The 22,881-nt window shown below is 65.8% G+C and carries 15 protein-coding genes and 1 tRNA gene; 5 read left to right on the plus strand and 11 right to left on the minus strand.

Annotation, left to right across the window (positions count from 1 at the left end; all coding sequences use genetic code 11):
- Window positions 1–3 precede the first annotated feature (3 nt).
- From ACFSVL_RS34965 to ACFSVL_RS34975, 3 genes are read right to left on the minus strand one after another with little or no spacing between them, the layout of a single operon-like run.
- Window positions 4–747: a ferredoxin reductase gene (locus ACFSVL_RS34965; RefSeq protein ID WP_378310485.1), complete on the minus strand. Its 744-nt coding sequence runs from the start codon at window positions 745–747 to the stop codon at window positions 4–6.
- A complete protein-coding gene (locus ACFSVL_RS34970; protein ID WP_378310487.1) occupies window positions 717–1,316 on the minus strand; it encodes a sulfite oxidase-like oxidoreductase in 600 nt (199 codons plus the stop codon). The genes ACFSVL_RS34965 and ACFSVL_RS34970 overlap by 31 nt, the downstream gene beginning before the upstream one ends.
- A 46-nt stretch (window positions 1,317–1,362) precedes the next feature.
- Window positions 1,363–1,986, minus strand: a complete 624-nt coding sequence (locus ACFSVL_RS34975; RefSeq protein WP_378310489.1) for a pentapeptide repeat-containing protein — start codon at window positions 1,984–1,986, stop codon at window positions 1,363–1,365.
- Window positions 1,987–2,207: 221 nt separating this feature from the next.
- Between ACFSVL_RS34975 and ACFSVL_RS34980 the strand changes: the two genes are divergently transcribed.
- Window positions 2,208–3,527 (plus strand): hypothetical protein, encoded by a 1,320-nt coding sequence (locus tag ACFSVL_RS34980; RefSeq protein WP_378310491.1) that lies wholly within the window; start codon window positions 2,208–2,210, stop codon window positions 3,525–3,527.
- A gap of 300 nt (window positions 3,528–3,827) precedes the next feature.
- Here ACFSVL_RS34980 and ACFSVL_RS34985 read toward each other — a convergent pair whose 3' ends face one another.
- From ACFSVL_RS34985 to ACFSVL_RS34995, 3 genes are all read right to left on the minus strand, one after another.
- Window positions 3,828–5,255 (minus strand): ATP-binding protein, encoded by a 1,428-nt coding sequence (locus tag ACFSVL_RS34985; protein ID WP_378310493.1) that lies wholly within the window; start codon window positions 5,253–5,255, stop codon window positions 3,828–3,830.
- Complete coding sequence (locus ACFSVL_RS34990) at window positions 5,252–6,904, minus strand: FAD-dependent oxidoreductase (protein ID WP_378310494.1); 1,653 nt, start codon at window positions 6,902–6,904, stop codon at window positions 5,252–5,254. The genes ACFSVL_RS34985 and ACFSVL_RS34990 overlap by 4 nt, the downstream gene beginning before the upstream one ends.
- A gap of 108 nt (window positions 6,905–7,012) precedes the next feature.
- Complete coding sequence (locus ACFSVL_RS34995; RefSeq protein WP_378310874.1) at window positions 7,013–8,620, minus strand: coagulation factor 5/8 type domain-containing protein; 1,608 nt, start codon at window positions 8,618–8,620, stop codon at window positions 7,013–7,015.
- A gap of 800 nt (window positions 8,621–9,420) precedes the next feature.
- On the opposite strand from ACFSVL_RS34995, the gene ACFSVL_RS35000 reads away from it, so the two are divergent.
- Window positions 9,421–9,493, plus strand: a tRNA-Ala gene (locus tag ACFSVL_RS35000).
- 22 nt (window positions 9,494–9,515) lie between these two features.
- Here the strand turns inward: ACFSVL_RS35000 and ACFSVL_RS35005 are convergent.
- The 5 genes from ACFSVL_RS35005 to ACFSVL_RS35025 form a co-directional block, all read right to left on the minus strand.
- Window positions 9,516–10,871, minus strand: a complete 1,356-nt coding sequence (locus ACFSVL_RS35005) for a tyrosine-type recombinase/integrase (RefSeq protein ID WP_378310495.1) — start codon at window positions 10,869–10,871, stop codon at window positions 9,516–9,518.
- Window positions 10,872–11,395: 524 nt separating this feature from the next.
- On the minus strand, window positions 11,396–14,593 hold the full coding sequence (locus ACFSVL_RS35010; RefSeq protein ID WP_378310497.1) for a type I restriction endonuclease subunit R: 3,198 nt from the start codon (window positions 14,591–14,593) through the stop codon (window positions 11,396–11,398).
- Window positions 14,593–15,738, minus strand: a complete 1,146-nt coding sequence (locus tag ACFSVL_RS35015; RefSeq protein WP_378310499.1) for a restriction endonuclease subunit S — start codon at window positions 15,736–15,738, stop codon at window positions 14,593–14,595. The genes ACFSVL_RS35010 and ACFSVL_RS35015 overlap by 1 nt, the downstream gene beginning before the upstream one ends.
- Window positions 15,735–17,357, minus strand: coding sequence for a class I SAM-dependent DNA methyltransferase (locus ACFSVL_RS35020; protein ID WP_378310501.1), 1,623 nt, complete (start codon window positions 17,355–17,357; stop codon window positions 15,735–15,737). Before ACFSVL_RS35020 ends, ACFSVL_RS35015 begins: the two co-directional genes overlap by 4 nt.
- A 14-nt stretch (window positions 17,358–17,371) precedes the next feature.
- Complete coding sequence (locus tag ACFSVL_RS35025) at window positions 17,372–19,150, minus strand: hypothetical protein (RefSeq protein WP_378310503.1); 1,779 nt, start codon at window positions 19,148–19,150, stop codon at window positions 17,372–17,374.
- A gap of 286 nt (window positions 19,151–19,436) precedes the next feature.
- Between ACFSVL_RS35025 and ACFSVL_RS35030 the strand changes: the two genes are divergently transcribed.
- The 3 genes from ACFSVL_RS35030 (at window position 19,437) to ACFSVL_RS35040 (ending at window position 22,878) form a co-directional block, all read left to right on the plus strand.
- Window positions 19,437–20,867, plus strand: coding sequence for a Fis family transcriptional regulator (locus ACFSVL_RS35030; protein WP_378310505.1), 1,431 nt, complete (start codon window positions 19,437–19,439; stop codon window positions 20,865–20,867).
- 372 nt (window positions 20,868–21,239) lie between these two features.
- The gene (locus ACFSVL_RS35035; RefSeq protein ID WP_378310507.1) at window positions 21,240–22,031 is read left to right on the plus strand and encodes a hypothetical protein; all 792 of its coding nucleotides are present in this window, start codon (window positions 21,240–21,242) and stop codon (window positions 22,029–22,031) included.
- 589 nt (window positions 22,032–22,620) lie between these two features.
- Window positions 22,621–22,878 (plus strand): hypothetical protein, encoded by a 258-nt coding sequence (locus ACFSVL_RS35040; protein WP_378310509.1) that lies wholly within the window; start codon window positions 22,621–22,623, stop codon window positions 22,876–22,878.
- The last annotated feature ends 3 nt before the right edge of the window (window positions 22,879–22,881 follow it).

The raw sequence follows: 22,881 nt of genomic DNA on the forward strand, positions 1-22,881 counted from the left end.
GCCTCAGTCCCGGCTGGGGCCGAATCGCTCGGTCCTGATCGACTGCGGCGAGTGTCGTAGCGCGAGCATGATGTCCGCAGCGGTCTCGACAAAGCCAGTCGGACCGCAAATGTACGTAGTGGCACCGAATTCAACTGGCCAAGCGGCAGAGTTCAACGTGGCGACATCGATGCGCCGCGGAATGCCGGCTCGTCCTTCTGGAAGCTCACGCGTGTAGACGTAGGTGATGTCCAACCCCGCGAACGGTCGGCGAAGTTCCTCGGCGTAGTACAACTCCGCCGGTGTGCGCAACGAATAGACAACCCGGAACAATGCCTTGCTGCTGGCTTCGCGGCGAGCCCGGATCATCGCCATCAACGGGACGATGCCCGCTCCGCCGGCGACCAGCAGCACCGGCGTCGCGTCTGCGGGACGCCACACGAACCAACCGCCGATCGGGCCGCGGATTTCGACGGGGTCCCCGACCGCGTAAGGACCGGTGAGATGTTCGGACACTTCGCCGTCGGGGACCCGCTGGACGGTCAGTTCGATGCGGTCTCCGTTCGCCGGCGCGGCGAGCGAGTAGCTGCGCTGTGCCGTGTAGCCGTCAGCTGCAGTGAGGCGAACGTCGACGTGCTGCCCCGCAAGGTGACCCGGCCAACCCGGCATGTCGAAGACGAGTGTGCGCGCGGTCGGTGTCTCCTGCCGGATCTCGGCTAGCCGGGCGACTCGCCACGCTAGTCGCCCTGATACCGCTGTTCCCGCCATGGATCTCCGTAGTCGTGATAGCCGGACGCTTCCCAGAAACCTGGATCGTCCTTCGTGGTGAGTCGCAGCTCCCGCACCCACTTCGCGGACTTCCAGAAGTACAGGTGTGGCACCAGCAGACGAGCCGGTCCGCCGTGTTCCGGGGTAAGCGGCTTGCCGCCATATTCATAGGCGATCCACGCCTGGCCGCCGAGGAGGTCGGCGAGCGGCAGATTTGTCGTGTAGCCGCCGTAGGAATGCGCCATAACGTAGTCAGCGGCTGTATCGAGATCCCCGACGAGCGAGTCCACTGGGACGCCGCGCCAGCGAGTGTCCAGTTTGGACCATTGGGTGACGCAGTGGATGTCGACCGTGATCTTCTCGCTCGGCAACGCCATCAGTTCCGGCCACGACCACGAGCGACGTTCGCCGCTCTCGGTCACCACCGAGAATTCCCATCGCTCCGTGCTCACTCGTGGGGTAGGCCCGGCGGTGAGGACGGGGAATTCTTCGGCGAGGTACTGGCCTGGCGGTAGCCGCGGGTTCGCACCGCGGGCGCGCCCGGTGAAGCCTGGTGTCACGACTCCCATCGCGCTCCTCCAGACATATCCGGCAGATCAGCTCTCTGCCGCGAGACTACCCGCGCACGTGCAATCCGAGCGACGTGACGAGCACCGCCGCTTGCTCTGGCGACACGATCGCACCGGTCAACGACGCGCGGGTCACATCAAGCGACGACAGATCGCTTCCCCGCAGCTCAGCACGCGTGAGGTCGATGTCCTGCAGTTCCGCGCCGGATAGATCCACGTCCGCGAACACCGCTCCCGAGCAGTTCGCCTTGGTGAGGTCAGCCTCACGCATCCGGACGTTCTGGAACGTGACTCCACGGAGGTCAGCGCTGCTCAACCCTACGAAGGACCAGTCTCCGCCGGTCACGCGCAGCGGCCGCAGATCGCAGTCTTGGAACCGGCTGCCGACCAGCTTGCATCCGGTGAACTCGGCGTCGAAGAGGTTGCACCCCTTGAACACACATCCGGTGAACGCCGAGTCCGTGTGCCGGGAGGCGTTGAACTGCACGTTGCCGAACACACAGTCCAGGAAGATGACACCGCGCGTGACTGCCTCGGTGAGGTCGACCTGGTGGAACTCGCAGCGCTCGAACCGCCGCGCCGTGAACTCCTCGGCGTACCAGTCTTCCCGCCGGTAGGTGCGGTCCTCGACCGTCTCGAGGCCGGGCTGCTCCGGGTCCTGTTCAGGCATTCGCCGAGCCTAGTTCGCCCACCCGCTGGTCGGGCACCGGACATGAAGGCCATCGTGCCGCCGCGGAGTTTTGGCTGGTGGTGGCCAGGGTCACTGGAACCAAGGCAGGTGCGGTAGCTCCGGCTGGTCCGTCGACTTATGTGGTCGGCCCCTTCCGCTCTGCTACGCGGCACATGCCACAGCGAGAAGCGGTCTCCTCAAGGTCGCCATACGATGGCCGGATGAGCGAAGGCCGATGGTTCGATGCCTGGGTGCCCTGGCCCGAACTGTCGGGCCTGGCCGCCGCGGGGCGGGCACTGCTGCCCGCAGTGCCCGCGACCCAGGCCGCACTCGCCCGGACCGTCACCGAACAGCTGGTGGGCCGTCGACTCACGACAACGGTGCAAGGCCATGAGGTGGGCCTGACCCTCACCGAACTCGATTACCCGGCGGACTCGCTACGTCTGGCCACCGGTCGGGTGGGAGACGTTCGCATCGTCGCGGAAGACGTCGACTGGCCCGTTCCGAATGCCTCGGCGGCCCCCGTTGTGCACGGCGCTGGCAGTCTTCCTGACACCGCTGGCCCGTCTCGAAGCGGAGCGGGCGCAAGAGGGCCGAACGCGCGTGGCGAAACGAAGGACCCGACCATCGCGGATGCTTTCGATACGCCTGCGGGGAAGAGCACGCGGTCTTCTGCTGACGCGCCGAGCAAGGCGGGCGGCCCGCCCGACACATCTGCTCTTGCGCCCGAGTGCACCGAGCAGTCCGGCGGCGACCGAACTGGCGCACGCCCGAACGGTCCACGAGAGAGCGCGGCATGGTCGGATTCCGCTCAGGCGCAACGTGATCGGCGGAACGCGGAAGCCGCGCCAGCTGCCGCAGCGCGGAACACCGTTGAGGAATCTGACGCACCAGATGCGGGACCGTACGAACGCGAACAACCGACTTCTCGACGCGACTCCGGACGTCCACCCACTGGCCGCGAAGCCAGTTCGGCAGCCCAGTCAGCTGTCGAGATGCCTGTGCCGCCAGCTGTCGACCGCATTCCGCTGCGCCGCGTAACCGTGCTCGCCAGCGACGTGCGGCTTCGAGGATTGCCTTCGCCAGCGGTGATTCCCGGATCTGTCGAACTCGAGATAGAAGTGAGCGGGACGGTGGTGCGGGATCGGGTTGCCGCCGCACGTCCGGATCTGATCGCGACTCCGCATGCGGAAGGGTTCCGGGTGCGATGGCGGAAGCATCCGCGCTGGGGGCACTTGACTCTCTCCGCAGGCATCGAAGACGACGCAGTAGTGCTGACCCCGGCCGCGCTCCACATCGGACGGTGGACGAGGCGCCCGCCGAAGCGGATCCGGCCGATCGTGCTTCCTCTGCCGGATCTGCCGAAAGGCTTGCGCCTGACCGGAATTCGGCCTGGTGAAGACGAGCTAGCACTGACGGTCGCAGCCGACGAATGGCCTGGGCGGCTCGCCCGGATTCCGTTGCCCGACCTGCTGAGCTGGCTGACAACAGCGGCAATGACACTGACACTTCCCGGATTCGGATCACGGTCCCTCCCCTGAACCGGCAGCGGCGCCCACCGGGCCCCCGCTGGGCCCGATCAATGGATGCCGCGCTGCCGAGATCCAGAGTGCTCGAACATCCGTTCCCAATCATCACCCGATCAGGGAAAGATCGAAAACCGTTGGCGCGCAAGGAAAACACGAAAAGCGCCCAAAATCCTGTCGGTGCGGTCGGCTAACCTCGGAATCGAGCCGTCAGTCCGCTCCGAGGGGAGACCACCGATGACAGTCGCCGCAGAAACACTCCGGGGAACTCGAAGATTCCGGTCCTGTGCCGGGTTTTCGCGGGCAAGCGCACGTTCAGAGCGACGCTTGTTCCTCCACCGGAAGGCAAACCTCGAACCGCGTGTCGCCCGGTGCCGAGGTCACCTTGATGTCGCCCGAGTGCCGTTCCACGACGATCCGCCACGAGATGTCCAGTCCGAGACCGGTTCCTTCGCCCACGCCCTTGGTGGTGAAGAACGGCTCGAAGATGCGGTGGCGCACCTCTTCCGGGATGCCGGGTCCGGTGTCGCCGATCTCGACGCGCACCTGCTTGCCGACCTGCCAGGTGCGCAGGGTCAGCGTTCCCTCGCCGCTCATGGCGCCGACGGCGTTGTCGATGATGTTGGTCCACACCTGGTTCAACTCGGCGGCGTAGGCGGGAACCCGGGCGATCGAGCAGTCGTATTCCTTGACCACGCGGATTCCCTCGCCAAGCTTGCCCGACATCATCACCAGCGTGGAGTCGAGTCCTTCGTGGACGTCGATGAACTGGTGCGGGGCGCGATCCATTTGCGAATACTGCTTCGCCGCGCCGACGAGCGTGGACACCCGGCTGGTCGAGTCTTCGATCTCGCCCATGAGCATCTCGGTTTCGAGTGCGTACGCGAGCCAGCGGATGGCACCGTCGAGCAGTCCTTCGCCCACCGACTCGAGAACGTGGTCGAGGTTCTCCGGGGTGAGCCCGGCGGCGACGAAGATGCTGGCCAGGTCCCAGCCCTGGTCGAGGCCGTGGTCGTCGAGCCAATCGCCGATCTCGTCCTCGCGGTCGGCCTGTTGCATCGCGGAGAGCTTGGGCGCGTCGCCGACCTGCTTCACCAGGCGTTCCTGCACGTCGAGCAGCAACTCGAGCAGGTCTGGGTCGATGTCCTTCTTCGCCAGTATCGCGAGCTTGTGCCGCATGCCGGCGACTCGTTCCCGCAACGCGGCAGTGGCCCGCACCGCGGCCGCGGCCGGGTTGTTGAGTTCGTGCATGAGCCCGGCGGACAGTTCGCCGAGGGCGACGAGCCTGCGGCGCGAGGACACCAGTGCGTCGGTGTTGCGCCAGCCGAGGTACATCCCCTCCAGCAGATGCGCTGCCATCGGGAACCACTGCCGGAATTCGACGGCGAACTCCGCGGCGGGAAGCGTGAGGAAAGTCAGGTCGCTGACCGCGTAGATGGTCGCGCCGTACGTGGCCTCGCTGTCCTGGTAGGCCAGGAACTGCGTTGCGCCGCAATAGGAACCGCGCTGGTCTGATCGCTTCATCTCGACCTCGGCACCGGCCACCACGCGGGTCATCCGCAGCGCACCGTTGAGCAGGACGTAGAAGCAGGTCGCCGGATCGCCCTCGCGGATCACCACGGAGTCAGCCTTGAACTCCTCGCGCACCGCGTTCTGCTCGATCCAATCGAGCTGCGCGTCGGAGAGATGTTCGAACAAGAACAGGCCGCGCAGCTCCTCGCGCGGCAATGCGGGCTGAGTCACTGTTCCTCCAAGTAGCGGTGGACCAGGGTCACGGCCATCGCACCCTCGCCGACGGCGGACGCCACGCGTTTCACCGACTGCGAGCGCACGTCTCCGGCCACGAACACGCCGGGCACTGACGACTCCAGGTAATGCGGATCGCGGTCCAGGGACCATCCCGGTGGCCTGCGCCCGTCTTCCACGAGGTCTGGGCCGGTCCGGACGAATCCGTGGGAATCCCTCAGGACGTTTTTCCCCAGCCACTCCGTGCGCGGAGCGGCTCCGATGAAGATGAAGAGGTGTTCTGTGTCCAGCTTCTCGGTCACGCCGTCTTTGCAGACCGTGATGGACTCGAGGTGATCGTCCCCGTGTGCTTTGACCACTGTGGTGTGCGTGCGGACGTGGACGTTCTCGATCGCGGTGATCTGTTCGATGAGGTAGTGCGACATCGACGCTTCCAGCGACGCGCCGCGGACCAGGAGCGTCACGTTGGCGGCGTGCTGTGCGAAGAACACCGCGGCCTGTCCTGCGGAGTTCGCGCCGCCGACGATGTACACGTGGTCGTTCGAGCATTCGGGTGCTTCCGTCGCCGCCGAGCCGTAGTAGACGCCCCGCCCGGTCAGCTCCGCGATGCCTTCGGCGTCAAGCGCGCGGTAGTTGACGCCGCTGGAGAGGATCACGGAGTGCGCCGCGATCTCGGATCCGTCGCCGAAGGTCACCACCCGGCTCGATCCGCGCGCTTCCAGGCCCACGACATCGCGCGCCGTAAGCACTTCGGCACCGAACTTCTGTGCCTGGCGGCGGGCTCGATCCGTGAGCTGCGCGCCAGACACTCCGTCCGGGAAGCCCAGGTAGTTCTCGATCCGGGAGCTGGTTCCGGCCTGGCCGCCGGTCGCCTTGCGCTCGACCAGCACAGTCCGCAGTCCCTCAGAAGCGCCGTACACCGCGGCGCCGAGTCCGGCCGGGCCGCCGCCGATCACCACCAGGTCGTAGAAGTCCTGCGCGGGCTGGGTAGAAAGGCCCACCGCATCGGCGATCTCGCTTCCCGATGGCTGTTTCAGCACCGTTCCGTCCGGCGTCACCACGACCGGGATATCGGTCTCGCACGCGCCCGCGGCTTGAAGGATGCGGCCGGCTTCTTCGTCGTCGACCGAGTACCACCGGTACGGCACGGCGTTGCGCGCGAGGAAGTCACGCATCCGGAACGAGGGGGCCGAGTACCGGTGCCCTATCAGCTTCGTCTCCTCCACCGGACGGTCGCCGACGGCGAGCCAGGTCTCGACGAGAGAGTCGATGACCGGGTACAGCTTCTCCTCGGGCGGATCCCAGGGCTTGAGCAGGTAGTGGTCGACATCGACCACGTTGATGGCCTGGATCGCGGCGTCGGTGTCGGCGTAGGCCGTCAGCAGCGCGCGCCGGGCGTTGGGGAAGAGATCCATCGCCTTTTCCAGGAAGACGATGCCGTCCATGTGCGGCATGCGGTAGTCGGCGAGGATCGCCGCGACGGCGTCGCCGCGCAGCTTGATCTCGCGAAGTGCGTCGAGGGCGTCGGCACCGGAGTCGGCGCGGATGACGCGATAGTCCTTGCCGTAGCGGCGACGCAGGTCGCGCGCCACCGACCGCGAAACGGCGGGGTCGTCGTCAACGGTCATCAGGATCGGCTGGCTCACACGGCACAGCCTACGGTGTCTCGCCAGCCGTCGCGGCAAGCAACAGAACCAGGGACCGGTGCCCGCCGCGGCCGCCACTGCGGCGGGCACCGGTTGTTTAGGCGGCGGCTACGGATAGCGCGCCAAGTTGACCGGCTTCGTGCCCGCTGGGGTCGTCGCGCCGACGTCGTTGATCACGCGAGTGATGGTTCCCTGGTGGTTGAGCGAAACCGTCACCATGCTGTGGAACCGCACGTCCGGGGCGGCGGGGGCGGCGAATGCGTGCGAACAAGTCACCGAGGGGTTCGTGCTGAAGAAGCAGTAGCTGCCCAAGCCCCAGGCTTCGTGGCTGGTCACGTCCGAGGCGACCTGGTAGGCGGCGTAGCCCGCCTTCGCGCCGCTCGTCCAGGCATCCTGGTCAGGGACGTCGTAGGGCATCTCGTTCTGGAAGAAGTAGGTACGTCCGCCGTTTCCGTTCCAAGCCACCTGGGTCTGCTGGAAGTGTTCGACGAACAGTCCGTAGACGGTCACGTCGTCGCCGTTCACGACCAGGCCGGTGTCGGCGGTGTTGGAGGTCCAGCCGACGTGGCTGTCGTCGGCTGCGTGGTCGGCCCGCCAGAGCCACAGGTGGTCGCCGATCACGTCGTTGCTGTTGATGACGAGGCTTGTGCGTGCTTTGCCGGCAGCGGCACCGCCGATGCGGAAGAACACGTCGTGCAGCGAGGTCGGGTTCGCCGAATGGTCTGCGTTCGAGCCGGGATCACCGACTTGCATGAGCACCGGCGACGAGGTGGTTCCGGCGTCGATCAGCAGGCCGGCGATCTTCACTCCGTCCACGTCGTCGACGGTCATCGCGGTGATTCCGCCGTCCGGCACCAAGGTTGCGATGCCGAGGCCGAGGATCACGGTGTCTGGACGGGTCACGTGCAGCGGCTGGTCCAGGTGGTACACGCCTGGGGTGATCAGCAGGTTTTTGCCCGCTGCCAGCGCTGCGTTCAGGTCGGCCGCGGCAGCGCCGGGTTTCGCGATGAAGAACTGGTCGATCGGCAGCGAAGTGCCTGGTGCGGTGCCGTGTTCCCAGGTGACCCCGGACGTGCTGGTGCGCAGTGCGGGCACGAACACCCGGTAGCGCCCGGACTCGTCAAGCTGGAGGCATGGCTTCTCGCGCACGATCGGGGTCTGGTCGACGGTCGTGTACGGCGGGTCCGGGAAGGTGCTGACGGGTGCGCCTTCCACTCCGACGAACACCATGTTCCAAGTGGACCCGTTCCAGCTGCCGAACTGCGAATCGCGCGAAATCCACTGTTGCTGCGAGCCCGAGCGGACCTGGCCGTCGATCTTCGTGTCCGAGATCCAGCCGCCGCTCGACCAGCCGCCGCCGTGGTCGAGGCGGAGGTCTCCGCGGACGTGCATCCGCCGGTACGGGCTCGCCTGCGAAACGGCCCACTGGTCCGCGCCGCCGGCCGGGTTCACCGACAGGTTTTCCGCGCCGCGCCAGAAGTTCTGGGTCGCGTTGTTCGGGGGGAACCAGTCTGCCTCGACGTGCACCGCGCCGTTGATCGTCACGTCGTCGGGGGTGCTGCCCAGCCCGAGGATTTGGGTGTAGAAGCCGACGTTTACGTCATTGGCGTACGTGCCCGGCTTGAACAGCACCGCGTAGCGCTGACTGCCGAACTGGTTCTTCTCCTGCTCCGCGAAGATCGCGTCCAGCGTGCGCTGAATGCTCGCGCTCGGCATCGACGGATCGAAAACGACGACGTTCGGCCCCAGGTCCACTTGTCCCGGCGGCGGAGAAGTAGTGCCACCCACGGAGGTCAGTGTGAACGACTGGGCGGTGGCGTCATGACGGACGTATTGCTGCGGCTTCGGGCGGTCGGCGGGCAGTGCGGCCTGGTGCGTTTCGGCGGTTTGGCTGTGGTCAAGATCGACAATCAAGGTGGGTGGATTCGCTGGCCATCGTGCGTCGGGCCTGGGGAAAGGCGGTTGCGGGGGCGCTGTGGCGAGGTGGGGGTCTGGGAGGTCGTTGCGCTTCGGCATGGGGAGTTGGGCGGTGCGGGTGGTCGTATCCGCATCGCCCTCGTGGGTGAGGTGGAAGTGCCAATCGTGCGCGTTTGTTCCGGCGCGGGTGTACGAGCGGGCCAGCGAGCCGGGGCTGATGGACCGCGGGGCGGCAGCTCGCTGAGCGGGCGACGGCGGGGCGGCGACTGTCCGTGTTCGGGAACTCATCGCCACCTCCTCATCGGGACGGGACCGCCGGGTGACAACGGCCGGGATGAACCTCGCCGTACGGTGCCGGCGGCGCATCTGCGGAGGAATGTAACCCCGGACACACTGGGGCTCAACGCAAACCTGAAAGAAAGTCAGGAAAGGCAGTGGACCTGCACTGACGTGCCCTCGGCTGCGGGGGACAAGGCCGGTCTGGCTGGCGTGAAGCGGGCCTTGAGCGGGTCCGCGGCGCGTAACCGACCCCCTGCTGGAGGCCGTGGCGGCGGGGTGTACTGTATGTCCATACGAGATGCGGAGTTCACCTCTGCTTCGGGGCTATGGCGCAGCTGGTAGCGCACCTCACTGGCAGTGAGGGGGTCAGGGGTTCGAGTCCCCTTAGCTCCACAATGTCGATGAACCCCTTTGATCACGCGGTTGGCGCTGGTCGGAGGGGTTTTCTCGTGTCCGCGGGTTGATCTTGCGTGACCGGGTAGCACTGATCCGGGGTATCCCAGGTGGGGAGTTTCTGGGGCGTGCTGCTCCAAGGCACGCGCTTGCGGGCAGCGCCGTTCCTCTCCCCCGCTGGGCAAGCCGGGAGTTGTCCCTCTTTCCATCGAGAATAAGGGCGGGCGGATTCGGCCTTTGCCGTCGTGTCCGGGACGGCGGAATGGGAGGACGAGATTTCGCCGCCGCCCTTTTCTGTTGCGCGGGCCGGGCGGGACGCGGGCTGCGGGCGGCTTTGCGCCAGCGGCGCTGCAGGTCGGCCAGCAACCGGGTCTCCACTTCGCGCGCCACGTGCGAATACGTCTCCACGACCCGGTCCGGGCAGGTGGTGGCCCAGACGGCGGGCCTGCGCGATCTCCGGAGCCCCGCCGGCGATCAGCCACGTCTTGTGGCTGTGCCGCAACCCGTGGAACGTCAGCCCGGGACACACCGAATAGGCCCGGACACCGGGCCGGTGGCAGCCGTCGATCGCGGGCCGCAGGACACGACGGTCGAACGTGGAGCGCCACAGCCACGTCCCGCGCGAGGTCGTGAACACGAACTCGAACGGATGGCTGTCCAGGTGACGGCGCAGCAACCGGACCAGGAACGGCGGCAACGCGATCCGCCGCGCCGACGACGGCGTTTTCGGCGGCCCCAGCCACCGGCGGCCCCGACTCTCGTGCAACGATCCCCGCTCCGGGTCCACGATGAGACGCCCGGTGTCGAGGTCGAGGTTGTCGCGGTGCAGCGCGGCGAGCTCGCCCCACCGGCACCCCGTCCACGCCGCGGTGATGACCAGCAGCCGCGCGATGTCGCCTCCCAGCGCCGCGGCCTGATCGGCGATCCGCAGCACCTGCTCCGGCGTCGCCCACACCCGCTCCCGCACCAGAGTCCTGCACCGCCGGCCGCGACGACGGCGCTGCCGCACCGGATTCACCGCGATCAACCGCTCGTCCACCGCATCAGCCAAGATCATCGACAACAGCTTCGCCCAGCTCGACACCGTCGCCGCCGCGTACCCCGCATCGGCCGCCGCCGTCTTCCAAGCATCGACCTGAAGCGCGGTGATCTCCCCGATCGGCGTCGACCCGAAACGCGCCAGCAGATGACACCGCAAGTAACTGTCGTAGTTGTCCACCGTCCGCGGATCCAGATCCTGCACCGGCAACCACCGCCGCACCCAATCCTCAAACAACACACGGCCATCGGCAGGATCGACCCACACCTTGCGACGCCGATCAGACTCCATGTCCCCGGCATAACCAACCGCCGCCCTGCGCGACGCGAACCCCGGCACCGAACCAACCCCGCCGCCCGCCCGGCGGTAACGAACCCGCCACGAACACCGCCCGGACTGGTCCACCCACGCCATGACAACCTCCCGACACGCAACAACACACCACTTCCGTCATGCGCCCAGACAACCGGGAAGTCAACCCAGGGCGGCCAGGAGGACGGTGAGTCTCGCCCTGCAGTTGAGAAGTACAGTGTGGCGAGGCGGTCTTAGCGTGAACTGCCCGTCTGTTATAGAGCAGTCTTAGTCAGTACCGGGCCGCACGACCTTCGAACAGACGGATTCGATGACAAACGCGCGAATACAGCGTCGAGCGCCGGCCACAGCATGCCTTTCGCACTCAAGCTTTCCGTTGTAGCGCCACCTGTGCTCTTGGCTGCGGGCCGATCAAAACGCAGGCCGCCAAGTTCGTCCGGGTCCACATGCTCTCGCGAACTAAGACCGCTACCCGTGCATCCACTGTCGACTCAGCATTGGATGCGCGCAATGACTCCAGAAGCCGGCTGTCGTAGTCCGTTCAGTACGCACTATGCACTCTTGTCGTCGGAGGCGAAGCGGGGTGCCATCGCCTCCATCTGCTCGATGACAAGCCGGATAGCCTCAGGCTGCTTGTCCGGAGGGTACTTGTGCTTCACGAGAAGCCGTTTGATCGACGACCGCAGCTTGGCGCGCACGTCGTCTCGGACAGTCCAGTCGGTCTTGACGTCGCGTCGCATGACTGCCACCAGCTCGCGCGCAATCTCGGCGAGCACATCGTCGCCTTGCATCTCCACGGCCGACTCGTTGGTGCTGACGGCGTCGTAGAACGCGAGCTCGTCGTGGGACAGCGGCGGAGTGAAGAACTGCCCGCGGTTGCCCTCCTCTGCGACTTCCTTGGCCAGCTCGATCAGCTCGGCGATGACTTCTGCAGAGGTGAGCTGCTGGTTGGTGTACTTGCGCATCAGCTCAGCGATTCGCTCGGAGAACGCACGCTGGCGGACGAGGTTGTGCTGGGTGACATGATCCGCTTCCTCGACGAGCAGCGCGCGCAGCGCCTCGATCGCCAGATGCGGGTTCGACGCCGATTGGGCCTTGAGCTGGAATTCCGGCCCCAGGTCGGACAACGACGGTTTGGGCAGGCCGGCGGCTTCGTAGATGTCGACGATCTCGCCGGATGCCGTAGACGTCGCGACCAGCGTGGAAAGCATTCGCTCGATCTCTTCCGGCACGGGCTTGCCCTCGGCCTGTCGCTCCGAGGCATCGAACTTGCCCATCCAGACGCGGACTTCTTCGTAGAACTTCGCGGTAACGCGAAGATGATCGAGGGTCTGGTTACCGGCGCACAACGCCCACGCCCGAGCCAGCTGGTTCGCCAGCTTGCGGAACCGATCACCGAGCGGCTCCTCGCCCTCCGGAGGCCGGTTACCCGGAGTGCCCGGGGAACGGAGGTAGTTCGTCAGGCCGTAGGCCGCTCGGACCCAGCTCTTCGGCCCGCCGTCCAGCTTGCTCCGCCACGGGTAGCCGGCGCACAGCTGATCCAGCGACGCGACGAGCATGGTGGTGAGCGCGACAGCTTCGTCGATGTTCTTGCCGACCGGCTTCTGGGCCCGGTCGGTGTCGGTGTACACGGCGAGCGCCTTGTTCAGGTTGTCCGCCAAGGGCGCGTAGGCGACGAGCAATCCGTCCGGCTTGCCGCGGAACGTGCGGTTCACCCGCGCCAACGTCTGCATCAGCAAGGCACCTTTGAGCGGACGGTCGAGGTATAGGGTGTGCAGCGGAGGTGCGTCGAAGCCGGTAAGCATCATGTCTTTGACGAGGACGATCTGAAGCTCGTCCTCGGCATCGCGGAGCCGCTTCTGGATGACCTTGTTCTGCCCGTCACGGCGGACGTGCCGAGCCACGGGCATGACGTCCTGGGCGGTACCGGAGTAGACGACCTTGATCACGCCCTTGTCGACCGCGTCATGGTGCCACTCGGGCTTGATCTTGACGATCTCGTCGTACAGGTTGGCGCAGATTTCACGCGTCGCCCCGACGATGAACGCCTTGCCGGGAGACCCGATGAACTTGCGCATCTCCTCGGACCGCGTCTCCCAATGCGCGACGATGTCCGCTGCCAACGCCTCCAGACGGGCTGGGGCCCCGTACACGGCGTTGATCACCGCAACGGACTTCTCGATCTTCGCGCGCTCGGCCTCGTCGAGCCCGAGCGTCGCCTCGTCCGCGGCCTTGTCGAGGTCGTCCTCGGTGACGTCATCGATCAGCTTGACCTTGACGAGCCGGGGCTCGAAGTAGACCGGAACGGTAGCACCGTCGTCGACCGCGCGGGTCAGGTCGTAGATGTCGATATAGTCGCCGAATACTTCGCGGGTGTTGCGGTCCTCGAAGGAAATCGGCGTTCCGGTGAACGCGATCAGCGCCGCGTTGGGCAGGGCGTCTTTGAGATGACGGGCGTACCCGTCGAGGTCGTCGTAGTGGCTGCGGTGGGCCTCGTCGGCGATCACGATGATGTTGCGACGGTCCGAAAGCAGCGGGTGCTCCAGGCCGGCGTCCTTCTCGGCTTTGCTGAGCCCGAACTTCTGCAGTGTTGTGAAGTAGATGCCGCCCGTAGCGCGGTTGGCCAGCTCGTCGCGCAGTTGCGCGCGAGTCGTCACCTTGATCGGAGACTCGCTCAGCAGGCGGGAGCGGTTGAACGACTCGTACAGCTGACCGTCGAGTTCCTTGCGGTCCGTCACCACGATGATGGTCGGGTTCTTCAGTTTGGGCTGCGTGGCCACGAGGTGGGCGTACAGCTCCATCTCCATCGACTTGCCCGACCCCTGGGTGTGCCACACGACGCCGGCCTTGCCGTTGCTCTCGACCGCGGCCACGGTTGAGCCCACCGCTTTGGTCACTGCGAAGTACTGATGCGGCTTGGCGATGCGCTTCGCGTAACCGTCGGCTCCGCCGTCGAACGCGGTGAAGTTCCGTTGCAGCTGGAGGAACCGCTCCGGATTGAACACGCCTTCGATCAGGAACTCCAACTCGGTACCGAGATGGACGTCATCGAGCGGCTCACCGAGCTGCACCGGCTTGCCGTCGTCGTCGACGTTCCAGGGCGAGTAGTGGTTCAACGGCGTGAACGGCGTGCCGTAGCGGGCGGTGATCCCGTCGCTGATCACGGTCGCTACTGCGAACCGGAACGCCATTGGGAACTCACGCAGGTAGGTCGCCAGCTGGGCGTGCGCGGCGTCGAGGTCGGCCTTGGCCGCGCCCGCTTGCTTCAGCTCGAAGATCGCGACCGGCATGCCATTGAGATAGAGGACAACATCGAAGCGGCGTTCGACCTCCGCCGTGCGGACGGTGACCTGGTTGACCGCGAGCAGTTCGTTGTCGCCGACCTGGTGGCTGACCAGTCTGATCGTCGGGTTCTGTTCGACGCCGTCGGCGTCGATGTAGCTGATCCCGCGGTAGCCCTGAGTACAGATCTGGTGCAGCCGGTAGTTCTCCGCGATCGCGTCCTGTGAGGTCGGTTGAATGATCTCCGCGAGCGCCTGCTCCAGGTACTCCGCTGGCACATGCGGGTTCAGCTCCCGCATCTTGGCCAGCATTCGCGCAGGAAGCACGATGTCGGCCCATGACGCACGACCGTCTTCAGTGCCTGGCGCGACGGCGATCCCTGGGAGCGGCTGCCACTCCTGCTCGGCGAGCGTCTCCAACGCGACGATTTCCCATTCCGTCTCACTGAACCCCGGCTGCCCCACCATCACACAACCCCCTCCACGATCTTTTCGGCCTCCCGCACGCGAACATTTCCGGACATCATTAGGGGCAGCAGCTCGTCGCGCGTAACAGCCAGAGCCTTCATCTCTTCATGCACCAGCTTCATCCAGCTGAATCGCTGTCGAAGATTTCGACTCAATGTCTCTAGGGAGTCCTTCTCTGGAAGATTGACCTGACAGGCGTACGCTTCATCGCGATTCAGCCCCGGCACAGCAGAGTCTGAGTTCAATTCCGCAAGCGGAGCTGAGCGAAGCAAGTAGTAGAGAATCTCGTCGGTCGCGACTTCACGAGGTTCGACGTAATACGTCGTGTCGATTGGAAAATGTGGCCCACTAGCCCAGTAGATGGCGCCAACGGTCCCCTTTCGTCCCACGATCACGCCTGGACGATTGACCAGCGGGCGAGAATGCATTCCAGTGATGCCACCGCTTCCATACACGACAACATCGCCCGGTGTTCGCTCTGACGCAGGGAGCGCCTTCCCGTAGTGCAATGTCAGCACGTCGCGAAGCTGACGTCGAACACCCATCACCGAAGCCTTCTGAACTTGCGCAGCGCAAAGTTGGTCCGCCAGGCTGCAAAGGCGCTCGTTGACTGCGATCTTGTCATCGAGCGCCCCCAGAACTTCCGCAACGACTTGCTGCGTTACAATTGGTGGCAGTTCGAGTTCAATGGATCGCTGATCAGTCAAACTCACGTATGGTGCCATATCAGTCTGCCCCTTGAGAACCTCAAGCTGGCGCATAAAGCTCGGGGAACGCATGGCATATCTCAGGTATCGCTGGTCGAGAACAGTAGGATCGAGGGATCGCCAAAAAGTAGTCTGCGGCGAGCAGACGAAGTCAGGTGAATCCATCGGCGCTATTGCGACCCGCCCGACAGTACCCTTGTGAGAGAGGATCACGTCTCCAGGCTTGCCAATACCTTTACGGATTCGATCGCGAGCGATTGCGTTGATTTTTCCAGCGCCATCGAAATCAATTGTTCCACTCGACATATCTGCGGCCCGAATAAATGGCACTCCTACGTCGACGAACTCGCCTGGGCGTGGCCGGTACTCTCCATGGTTTCCGTCTTCAACGAGTAGGACTCTTTGAGCCACGAGGTCCCGAACGATCTTTCGCGTCATGACAGTCGCTCCAGCTGCTCACGGACGATCGTTTCCAGACGTGCTGACTCGGCGAATGTTGTCAGCAACTCCTTTGCAAGCCGCTGGATCTTGTCGTCGACGGGTTCACCATCGTCTTCAACTTCAGCGGCGCCGACGTAACGGCCAGGGGTGAGGCCATAGTCGGCGGCCTTGATGTCGGGCAAGCCCACCGACTTGCAGAAGCCGGGAATGTCCTCGTATGTCAGATGCTTCTGGGCCGCGGAGTGAGTGCCGCGCCAGGCGTGGTAGGTGTCGGCGATCTTGGCGATGTCCTCGTTGGACAGCGCGCGTTCGGCGCGGTCGACCATGTAGCCGAGTTCTCGGGCGTCGATGAACAGCACCTGGCCGGATCGGTCGACCGCGCCGTGCTTCCCTGCGCTCTTGTCCTTGGCGAAGAACCACACGCAGACTGGGATTCCGGTGCTGCGGAACAGTTGCGTCGGCAACGCGACCATGCAGGAGACGAGGTCGGACTCTACGATCTGGGCGCGGATGGAGCCTTCGCCGTTGGAGTTGGACGACATCGAGCCATTGGCCATCACCACGCCTGCGCTACCGCCCGGGGCGAGCTTGTACAGGATGTGTTGAATCCAGGCATAGTTGGCGTTGTTGGCGGGCGGAACACCGAATTTCCAGCGTGGGTCTTCGGTGTTGCGGGACCAGTGTTTGATGTTGAACGGCGGGTTGGCCATCACGTAGTCCATCTGGACGTCCGCGTGCTGGTCGCGAGCGAAGGTATCGCCCCACCGGGCCCCGAGGCCCTTGTTCTCGATTCCGTGGATGGCAAGGTTCATCTTCGCCATCCGCCAGGTCTCTTCCAGGCTCTCCTGCCCGAAGATCGAGATATTCTTCGGGTCGCCGTTGTGTTCGTAGATGAACTTCTCGGTCTGCACGAACATGCCGCCGGACCCGCAGCACGGGTCGTACACGCGACCGCTCGAGGGCTCCAGCACCTCGACGATCACCCGGACGACGCTGGGCGGCGTGAAGAACTCGCCGCCGCGCTTTCCTTCCGACCGGGCGAAGTTGCCGAGGAAGTACTCGTAGACCTCACCCATGAGGTCGCGTGCGCGGTGTTCACCTTGCCGGCTGAACCGAGCGCTGTTGAACAGGTCGATCAGTTCGCCGAGGCGGCGCTGGTCGATGTTGTCCTTGTTGTACAGGCGCGGCAGCGTGCCCTGCAGCGTCGGGTTGGTCTTCATGACGAGGTCCATTGCCTCGTCTATGAGCTGACCGATGTTCTTGGCAGGTTCGGAGCCCTCGGCCGGCTTACCCTTGGCGTACTGGGCGAGGCGGTCCCACTGTGCGGTGGGCGGCACGACGAAGACGCCGTAGCCCTGGTATTCCTCGGGGTCGTCGATCAGGTCGGCGATCTGCTCGTCGTCGTAGCCTTCGGCCGTCAAATCGGTACGGATGGCTTCGCGGCGTTCGTCGTAGGCGTCCGAGACGTACTTGAGGAACACGAGGCCGAGGATGACGTCCTTGTACTGGTTCGCGGACAGCGAGCCGCGGAGCCGGTCGGCGGCCTTCCAGAGCGTGTCCTTCAGCTCCTTCATCGTCGACGGCGCCGACGGTTCCTTCTTCTTGCGGGGAGGCATGCTGCCTGTCCTTCCTATTCCGTTGTCCGCGTCGCGAGAGTCACCACGCCTGCGGCGACTCCGTCGATCATGGCAGTGACGAGATTCCGTGTTTCTTCCAAGTGGCGTCGAAGCGTCGCTTCATGCTCGGCCGCGGCCGCGAGGACCTCTTCGAGTCGATCCACTTCAGCGGTGTCGAGGATCGGCACGCTCCAGGTCTTCCACTCCGAGGGCGCGCGCGGAAGCCGGTTGACGATCGCGACGACCGCCCGAGGGCCGATGCCAGCTTTCGGGTTGATCCGGAGGATCTTCGACGGGGCGGCCACCAGCGCTCCGCCGATGTCGTCGACGACGGCGGCCGGGTGCGGTCGGTCGGTGAACACGACGTCGCCAGCGTTGGTGCGTGCCGCGCGGGGGTACTGCTGCGTCGCATCGAACGGGTCGAGCCGCAGCAGACCGTGCGGAGCGGTCGCGGACAAGACCGGGACCGACCCGGCGGGGTCGGCGTGATCACCGTGTATCCGGCTGCCGCGAAGGACCCGGAGGTGGCCCTGATCGCTGAGTTCGCCGAGCGACCGGCGGCGCAGCAGCATCGTGCCCGCGGCGGGTTCTGCCAGGACGTCGAACGGACGAATCAGTTCGCTCGTCACCAAGGTCGCGGTGTTGATGGCAGCTGTGTGCCGTCCGGTGTCCGCCGTGGCGAGCCGGATCGCCCGTGCACCTGCGGGTACGACGGTCGCGCGGGAGCTGAGGATCGCGGGCAGGTCGTGCGGGCGAAGGTACCGGAATGCGCGGCCGCGGACCCTGGCCAGAGCCGCGGTCACGTCCGAGGCGAGGTCCTCCAGGTCCCGTTCGGCGCTGTCGAACGCCGCCAGATCGGCGACCAGCGGCCGCTGGGTGAACCCGCCAGGCGCGCAGACCCACAATCCGAGCGCCTGCCGATGCGCTTCGCGCCACATCCCCCGCGGCAGGCGCAGCGCAACAGCCAGCCCCTCAGCACGGAGAGTCTGAGCTCGGCGCTGCTCCTGAGTGCCGTGCAGCTCGTCGCACAGGGCTGCGGCCGGCCCGACGATGACGGCGAGCTCCGCCTCGTCGAGGTCGAGCACCACCTCGTCGACCAGCTCGAGGGCGGAGTCCACGGTTTCGCCGACGGCCGAGAGGAAGCGCGCGCGGGGCGCCGCCGCCCGCTCGACCGTCTCGATGCCGCGGATTGCTGCGCGACGCCGCATACCCCGCACGTCCAGGGTATCGCCCGGCACGATGAGCTGGGTGAAGCTCGGGGCGAGGGCAAGGGTCGCGCTGGTCGCGCTGCCGGCGTGTACCAGCGGCACGCCTTCGGGATCGAGGTGAAGAGCGCATGCCTGGGCGACGGTGCGGACGAGGTCTACCGCGTCCGAGGTCAGGTCGCGGCTGCCCCGTCCTGCCCGGCTCCGGTGCAGGCGATCGAGGGCTTCCCCGGGGCCGTACGAGGCATCGAGGAGCCCGTCGACAAACCGCAGCGTGGGCGGTGCAGGCCAGGTCGAGGCGATTTCGCGGAGCAGCATTCGGTCGCCGGGGTCGACGTCACGCGCCTTGTCGGTGCGCTGCTCGGTCGTCGTCGCGGCCAGCTCGTCGCCGGTCAAGGACGCCAGACAGAGCCACACGACGAGTTCCTCCAGCGACACTGCCTCCGGCACGCTCAATGCTGGTGCATCGAGGCCCGCCTCGGGGTTGTTACCGCGCCCGGTGCGCTCGAGCCACGCGACGATCTCGTCGCGGCTGAACCGCTCCACCCCGCCCACGACCTCGACCGGGTCGGGAAACGGAAGGTGCACCCCCCGCACCCTGGGCCTGCGGCGCCACATGCTCACCACCGGCCGACGAACACGAGCAAGATCAGCAACGTCCTGCAGCGTCAGCACCGGTCCCGCACCCATCACAGTCCACCACCCCTCGGTTCGTCCGTAGTGCCTCCAAGACTACGCACCCTGCCGCAAATCCGAGAAACATCAGTTCTGATAAGCCTGGTTATCAGAGTTCAGAATCGGAGATCCGGTTCAATGCTCGGATGCTGGGGTGCACGAGCTGCCGGCTAGCGGCAGCCTGAGCCCAGGAGCTGAAATGACGCACCCCATCCCGCGGCCGGCGCACTTCGACCACGACGCCGCCAGCGTGATCATCGAACAGCTGAGCATCAGCGACCGCGACGTCACCCGGGAAGCCCAACGATGGATCACGGGTGAGCGCGGCCCGCTTGTCGAGGACCCCGGTCAACTCGCCGCCGCCGACCTGACCAACTACGTCACCGAAGCCATCCGGATCGGCGCCCACGCCCTCAGCGTCACCGGGCAGGCCCAGGAGGCCCAGGCCATCGAACGGCTGCTCAAGGACGTCGGCGACAAGACCGCAGACTCCACCGCACGCGCAGCCGAGCTGACCCAGCGGGCAGTGCGCGAAGCATCCGACGTCGTCACGAAAGCCGCGCGCGACGCCAAGACCGCGATCACCGAAGCCGACGTACAGAGCCGCACCGAGTTCACCACCGCCGTGTCAGCGGCGAAGAAGGACCTGCACGACGAGGTGCGCCGCATCTTCGCCGGCGACAACCCGGAACTCCTCGAACGGCTACGTCCCCTGCTGGACAAGTTCAGCACCGACCTCGGTGCCAAGCTGACCGCCGGCACGACGGAACTTCTCGCCACCGCCGCGCAGCAATTCGACGCAACCAACCCGACTTCGCCGATGGCCAAACACGCCGCCGAACTCGCCGCCCGCCAGGAGCAGCTCGCGCAGCAACTGAGCAAGCAGCACACCGAGCTCGCCGGCAAGATCGACGAAGTGTCCACGGCACTGCGCGTCCAGGAAGCCAGGACCAGCCTGGCGAAGGTCACGCCGATCAAGGGCGACTCCTACGCCAACCAGCTGCATGCCGTTCTGGCCACGATCGCCTCGGGCCTCGGCGACGACTACAGCGACACCAGCTCGGTCCCCGGCAACCTGCCCCGCTGCAAAAAGGGCGACGGCGTCCTCAGCCTCGACGACGGCACCGTGCGCATCGTCATCGAGATGACCGACTCTTCTCGAGCCGGATGGACCGCATACCTGGAAGACGCCGAACGCAACCGGGACGCAGCAGCATCGCTCGGCCTGGTCCGCACCGCCGAACAGAACAGCGGTCAGACCATCCGGGTCCTCGGCTCCCAGCGGGTCATCCTCGCGTTCGACCCGGCCACCGACGACCCGAACCTGCTGCGCACCGTCATCATGCTGCTGCGGACGACGGCCATCGCGACGTCCGGACGCAAGGGAGTCCAAGAAATCATCACAGCCGAGGACAAGATCACCGAAGCGCTGACCCACCTCGCGAAGATCGACTCCGTCAAGAAACTGTCCGCCACCATCCAGAAGTCGGCGACGAAGATCGACAGCGAATGCGCGATGCTGAACGCAGCCATCCAGCGTCTGCTCGACGAAGCGCTCATCGCACTGGACGGAGCCGATGCTGACGCAGCGTCGAGCGAGGATTCGACAGACCAGCACGGAGCCGCATGAAACACCGCGCAGCTGGGCGGCCGAAGCCTCGGCCGCCCAGTCTCTTTCGGCCCCCTCCGTCCGTCGTCGTGGGCCGACTTCATCGGGCGGCGGCTCGAACTTCGCCACTGCCTCTCCGGAGTCGGCACACGAACCAGATATGGGCGCAGTCGGCATCAGTCAACCTACAGGCAGCCACGGACGCATGACCGACGCATCCAACGAGCACGTTCCCGCAAGTGCCGAGCAGAGGTCGTCGTCGCCGTGTGATCGTGAGTGGTTCCGCGTTCGCGTGGCCTTCAGCGATCCAAACCGTCTCACGCCCGGATCGGAACGTTCTGAGTCTGCTTGATTCGAGCGATTCCGTCAGGGATTACCGCTAGGCTCCGTTGCGTGAACGAGGACTTCGACACAGACGACCACGAGGAGCCGGAACCCGGCCTGGACGAGCTCATGGAGATCGCAAAGGCTCCCTGGTCAGAGAGCACTGAGCGGCTGCGGGCGTGCGTAGCCGCGTGGCACGAAGAACCTGAAACCGGGCGCGATCTGTTGTTGGCGTTGTCGATCGATCTGGATGTCGACGAAGAGGATCGTCTCAGCGCACTCCAACGTCTGGTCAGGATGGATCCGCCGGCAGTCGCCGCCGCCTCGTGGCTGATGCAGCAGACCGATTGGGGGCAACTGGAAGGCGTATACAAAGGCGAAGCAGCAAGCATCGCTTCTGGGGTCATTGAGGAAGATCTCGCCGCAGGGCTCGCCCTGATTGTCGCGAACCCTCACCTCGACGACCTGTACCGGATCTGGGCTGGAGCCCATCGTGTCATCGAATGGACCAACGACTCGTTTGCCGAGCTCAGGACGCTGTTCAGCGACACTGCGATCTTGGTCCGCCTAGACGAAGTGGCTAAGCTCGGCGGTCAGGATTCCAGAGGCGTCCTTATCGGGCACACCGCTCTCGAGTGGATCGTCGACGACAGCACTTTGCCGGCTGCGATGCGTTTTAGAGCCGCGGATCGACGGCACATCGACGATAAACGTGCTGGCGCGGACGCGTTCGAGAAACTCGCGACGGATTCAACCCTTGACCAGGACCATCGGCTCCGCGCTGCGAAGGAACTTGCGAGCATCGATCCCGTAAGGGCGGCCAAGGTGTATCCAGACCTCCCGGAGAATCAGGCCGACTAGATCACGGAGCGACGGCGCTGGCTTCAGCACGGAGGAAAGCGGAGGGTCCATGTTGTCGCCTGCCAGGTGCCGATGGTCGACTCGCCAGCGGTACCCAGGCAAACAGATCCGGCCAAAGCATGGCACCGCCGACTTGCTTCGCCGAATCCGCGCGTCCGCACTCGGAGGAGGTCCCAGTACGGGCTGAAGATGCTGGGCGGCGTGGCGGTCTTCCCGCACGAGCGGGAGTGGCCGGGAGAAGAGGGCTGACGGCCCGGGCTCCAGCGCTCTCTTCCCTACGTGAACGGGACGGCCCGGCATCGGAAGTCCTTGCCGAGGCGTTCCCGTGGGGGGTGGTCCGACGTTCAAGCCGTCGAGCGCGGCGAGTGCCTGGTTCTCCCCCGCCAGAGCGGGTCTCCTGGTCCGACCCGGACCGTCGCGGCGACGCGTCCCTTGGCGACGGGTGCGAAGGAGTCAGGCAGCTGCGCGACTTCGGCGTCGCCGACGGCACCGAAGTCATCGCGTGGTGGTTGGCCGCGTTGAGTTGTGGACGCGGGGCCGCTCTTGTCCGAGTACCTGGCAGAAGATGTTCCGGGGAGAGGGCGGTGTGATGGTCGAGACGTGGGCAGTAGTCGTCATGGGAGCGTTGACAGCCGGGGCTGGCGTCGCGCGGGAACTGGTGTCGCTGCGCCGTGCCCGGGTGCGCAGAGCCAGCCTGGAGAACCTGATAGCCGGGCCGGGAGGTTGCCTGCGTGTGGTCGACCGGGACGCCGAGGGCGCGGTCATCGAGATCACCGCCGACGCGGCTCCCGATGCCGGCAACGTGCCCTCCTGCCGCTCCGGCGAGCGCGGCCGTCCAGGAGAATGACCC

Source organism: Amycolatopsis silviterrae, from assembly GCF_042684085.1.
Taxonomy (GTDB): Bacteria; Actinomycetota; Actinomycetes; order Mycobacteriales; family Pseudonocardiaceae; genus Amycolatopsis; species Amycolatopsis silviterrae.

Coding starts and splice junctions, on each gene's coding strand:
- ACFSVL_RS34965 (WP_378310485.1), bottom strand. CDS start 747: ATGGCGGGAACAGCGGTATCAGGGCGACTAGCGTGGCGAGTCGCCCGG.
- ACFSVL_RS34970 (WP_378310487.1), bottom strand. CDS start 1,316: ATGGGAGTCGTGACACCAGGCTTCACCGGGCGCGCCCGCGGTGCGAAC.
- ACFSVL_RS34975 (WP_378310489.1), bottom strand. CDS start 1,986: ATGCCTGAACAGGACCCGGAGCAGCCCGGCCTCGAGACGGTCGAGGAC.
- ACFSVL_RS34980 (WP_378310491.1), top strand. CDS start 2,208: ATGAGCGAAGGCCGATGGTTCGATGCCTGGGTGCCCTGGCCCGAACTG.
- ACFSVL_RS34995 (WP_378310874.1), bottom strand. CDS start 8,620: ATGCCGAGCGCGAGCATTCAGCGCACGCTGGACGCGATCTTCGCGGAG.
- ACFSVL_RS35010 (WP_378310497.1), bottom strand. CDS start 14,593: ATGGTGGGGCAGCCGGGGTTCAGTGAGACGGAATGGGAAATCGTCGCG.
- ACFSVL_RS35015 (WP_378310499.1), bottom strand. CDS start 15,738: ATGACGCGAAAGATCGTTCGGGACCTCGTGGCTCAAAGAGTCCTACTC.
- ACFSVL_RS35020 (WP_378310501.1), bottom strand. CDS start 17,357: ATGCCTCCCCGCAAGAAGAAGGAACCGTCGGCGCCGTCGACGATGAAG.
- ACFSVL_RS35030 (WP_378310505.1), top strand. CDS start 19,437: ATGACGCACCCCATCCCGCGGCCGGCGCACTTCGACCACGACGCCGCC.
- ACFSVL_RS35040 (WP_378310509.1), top strand. CDS start 22,621: ATGGTCGAGACGTGGGCAGTAGTCGTCATGGGAGCGTTGACAGCCGGG.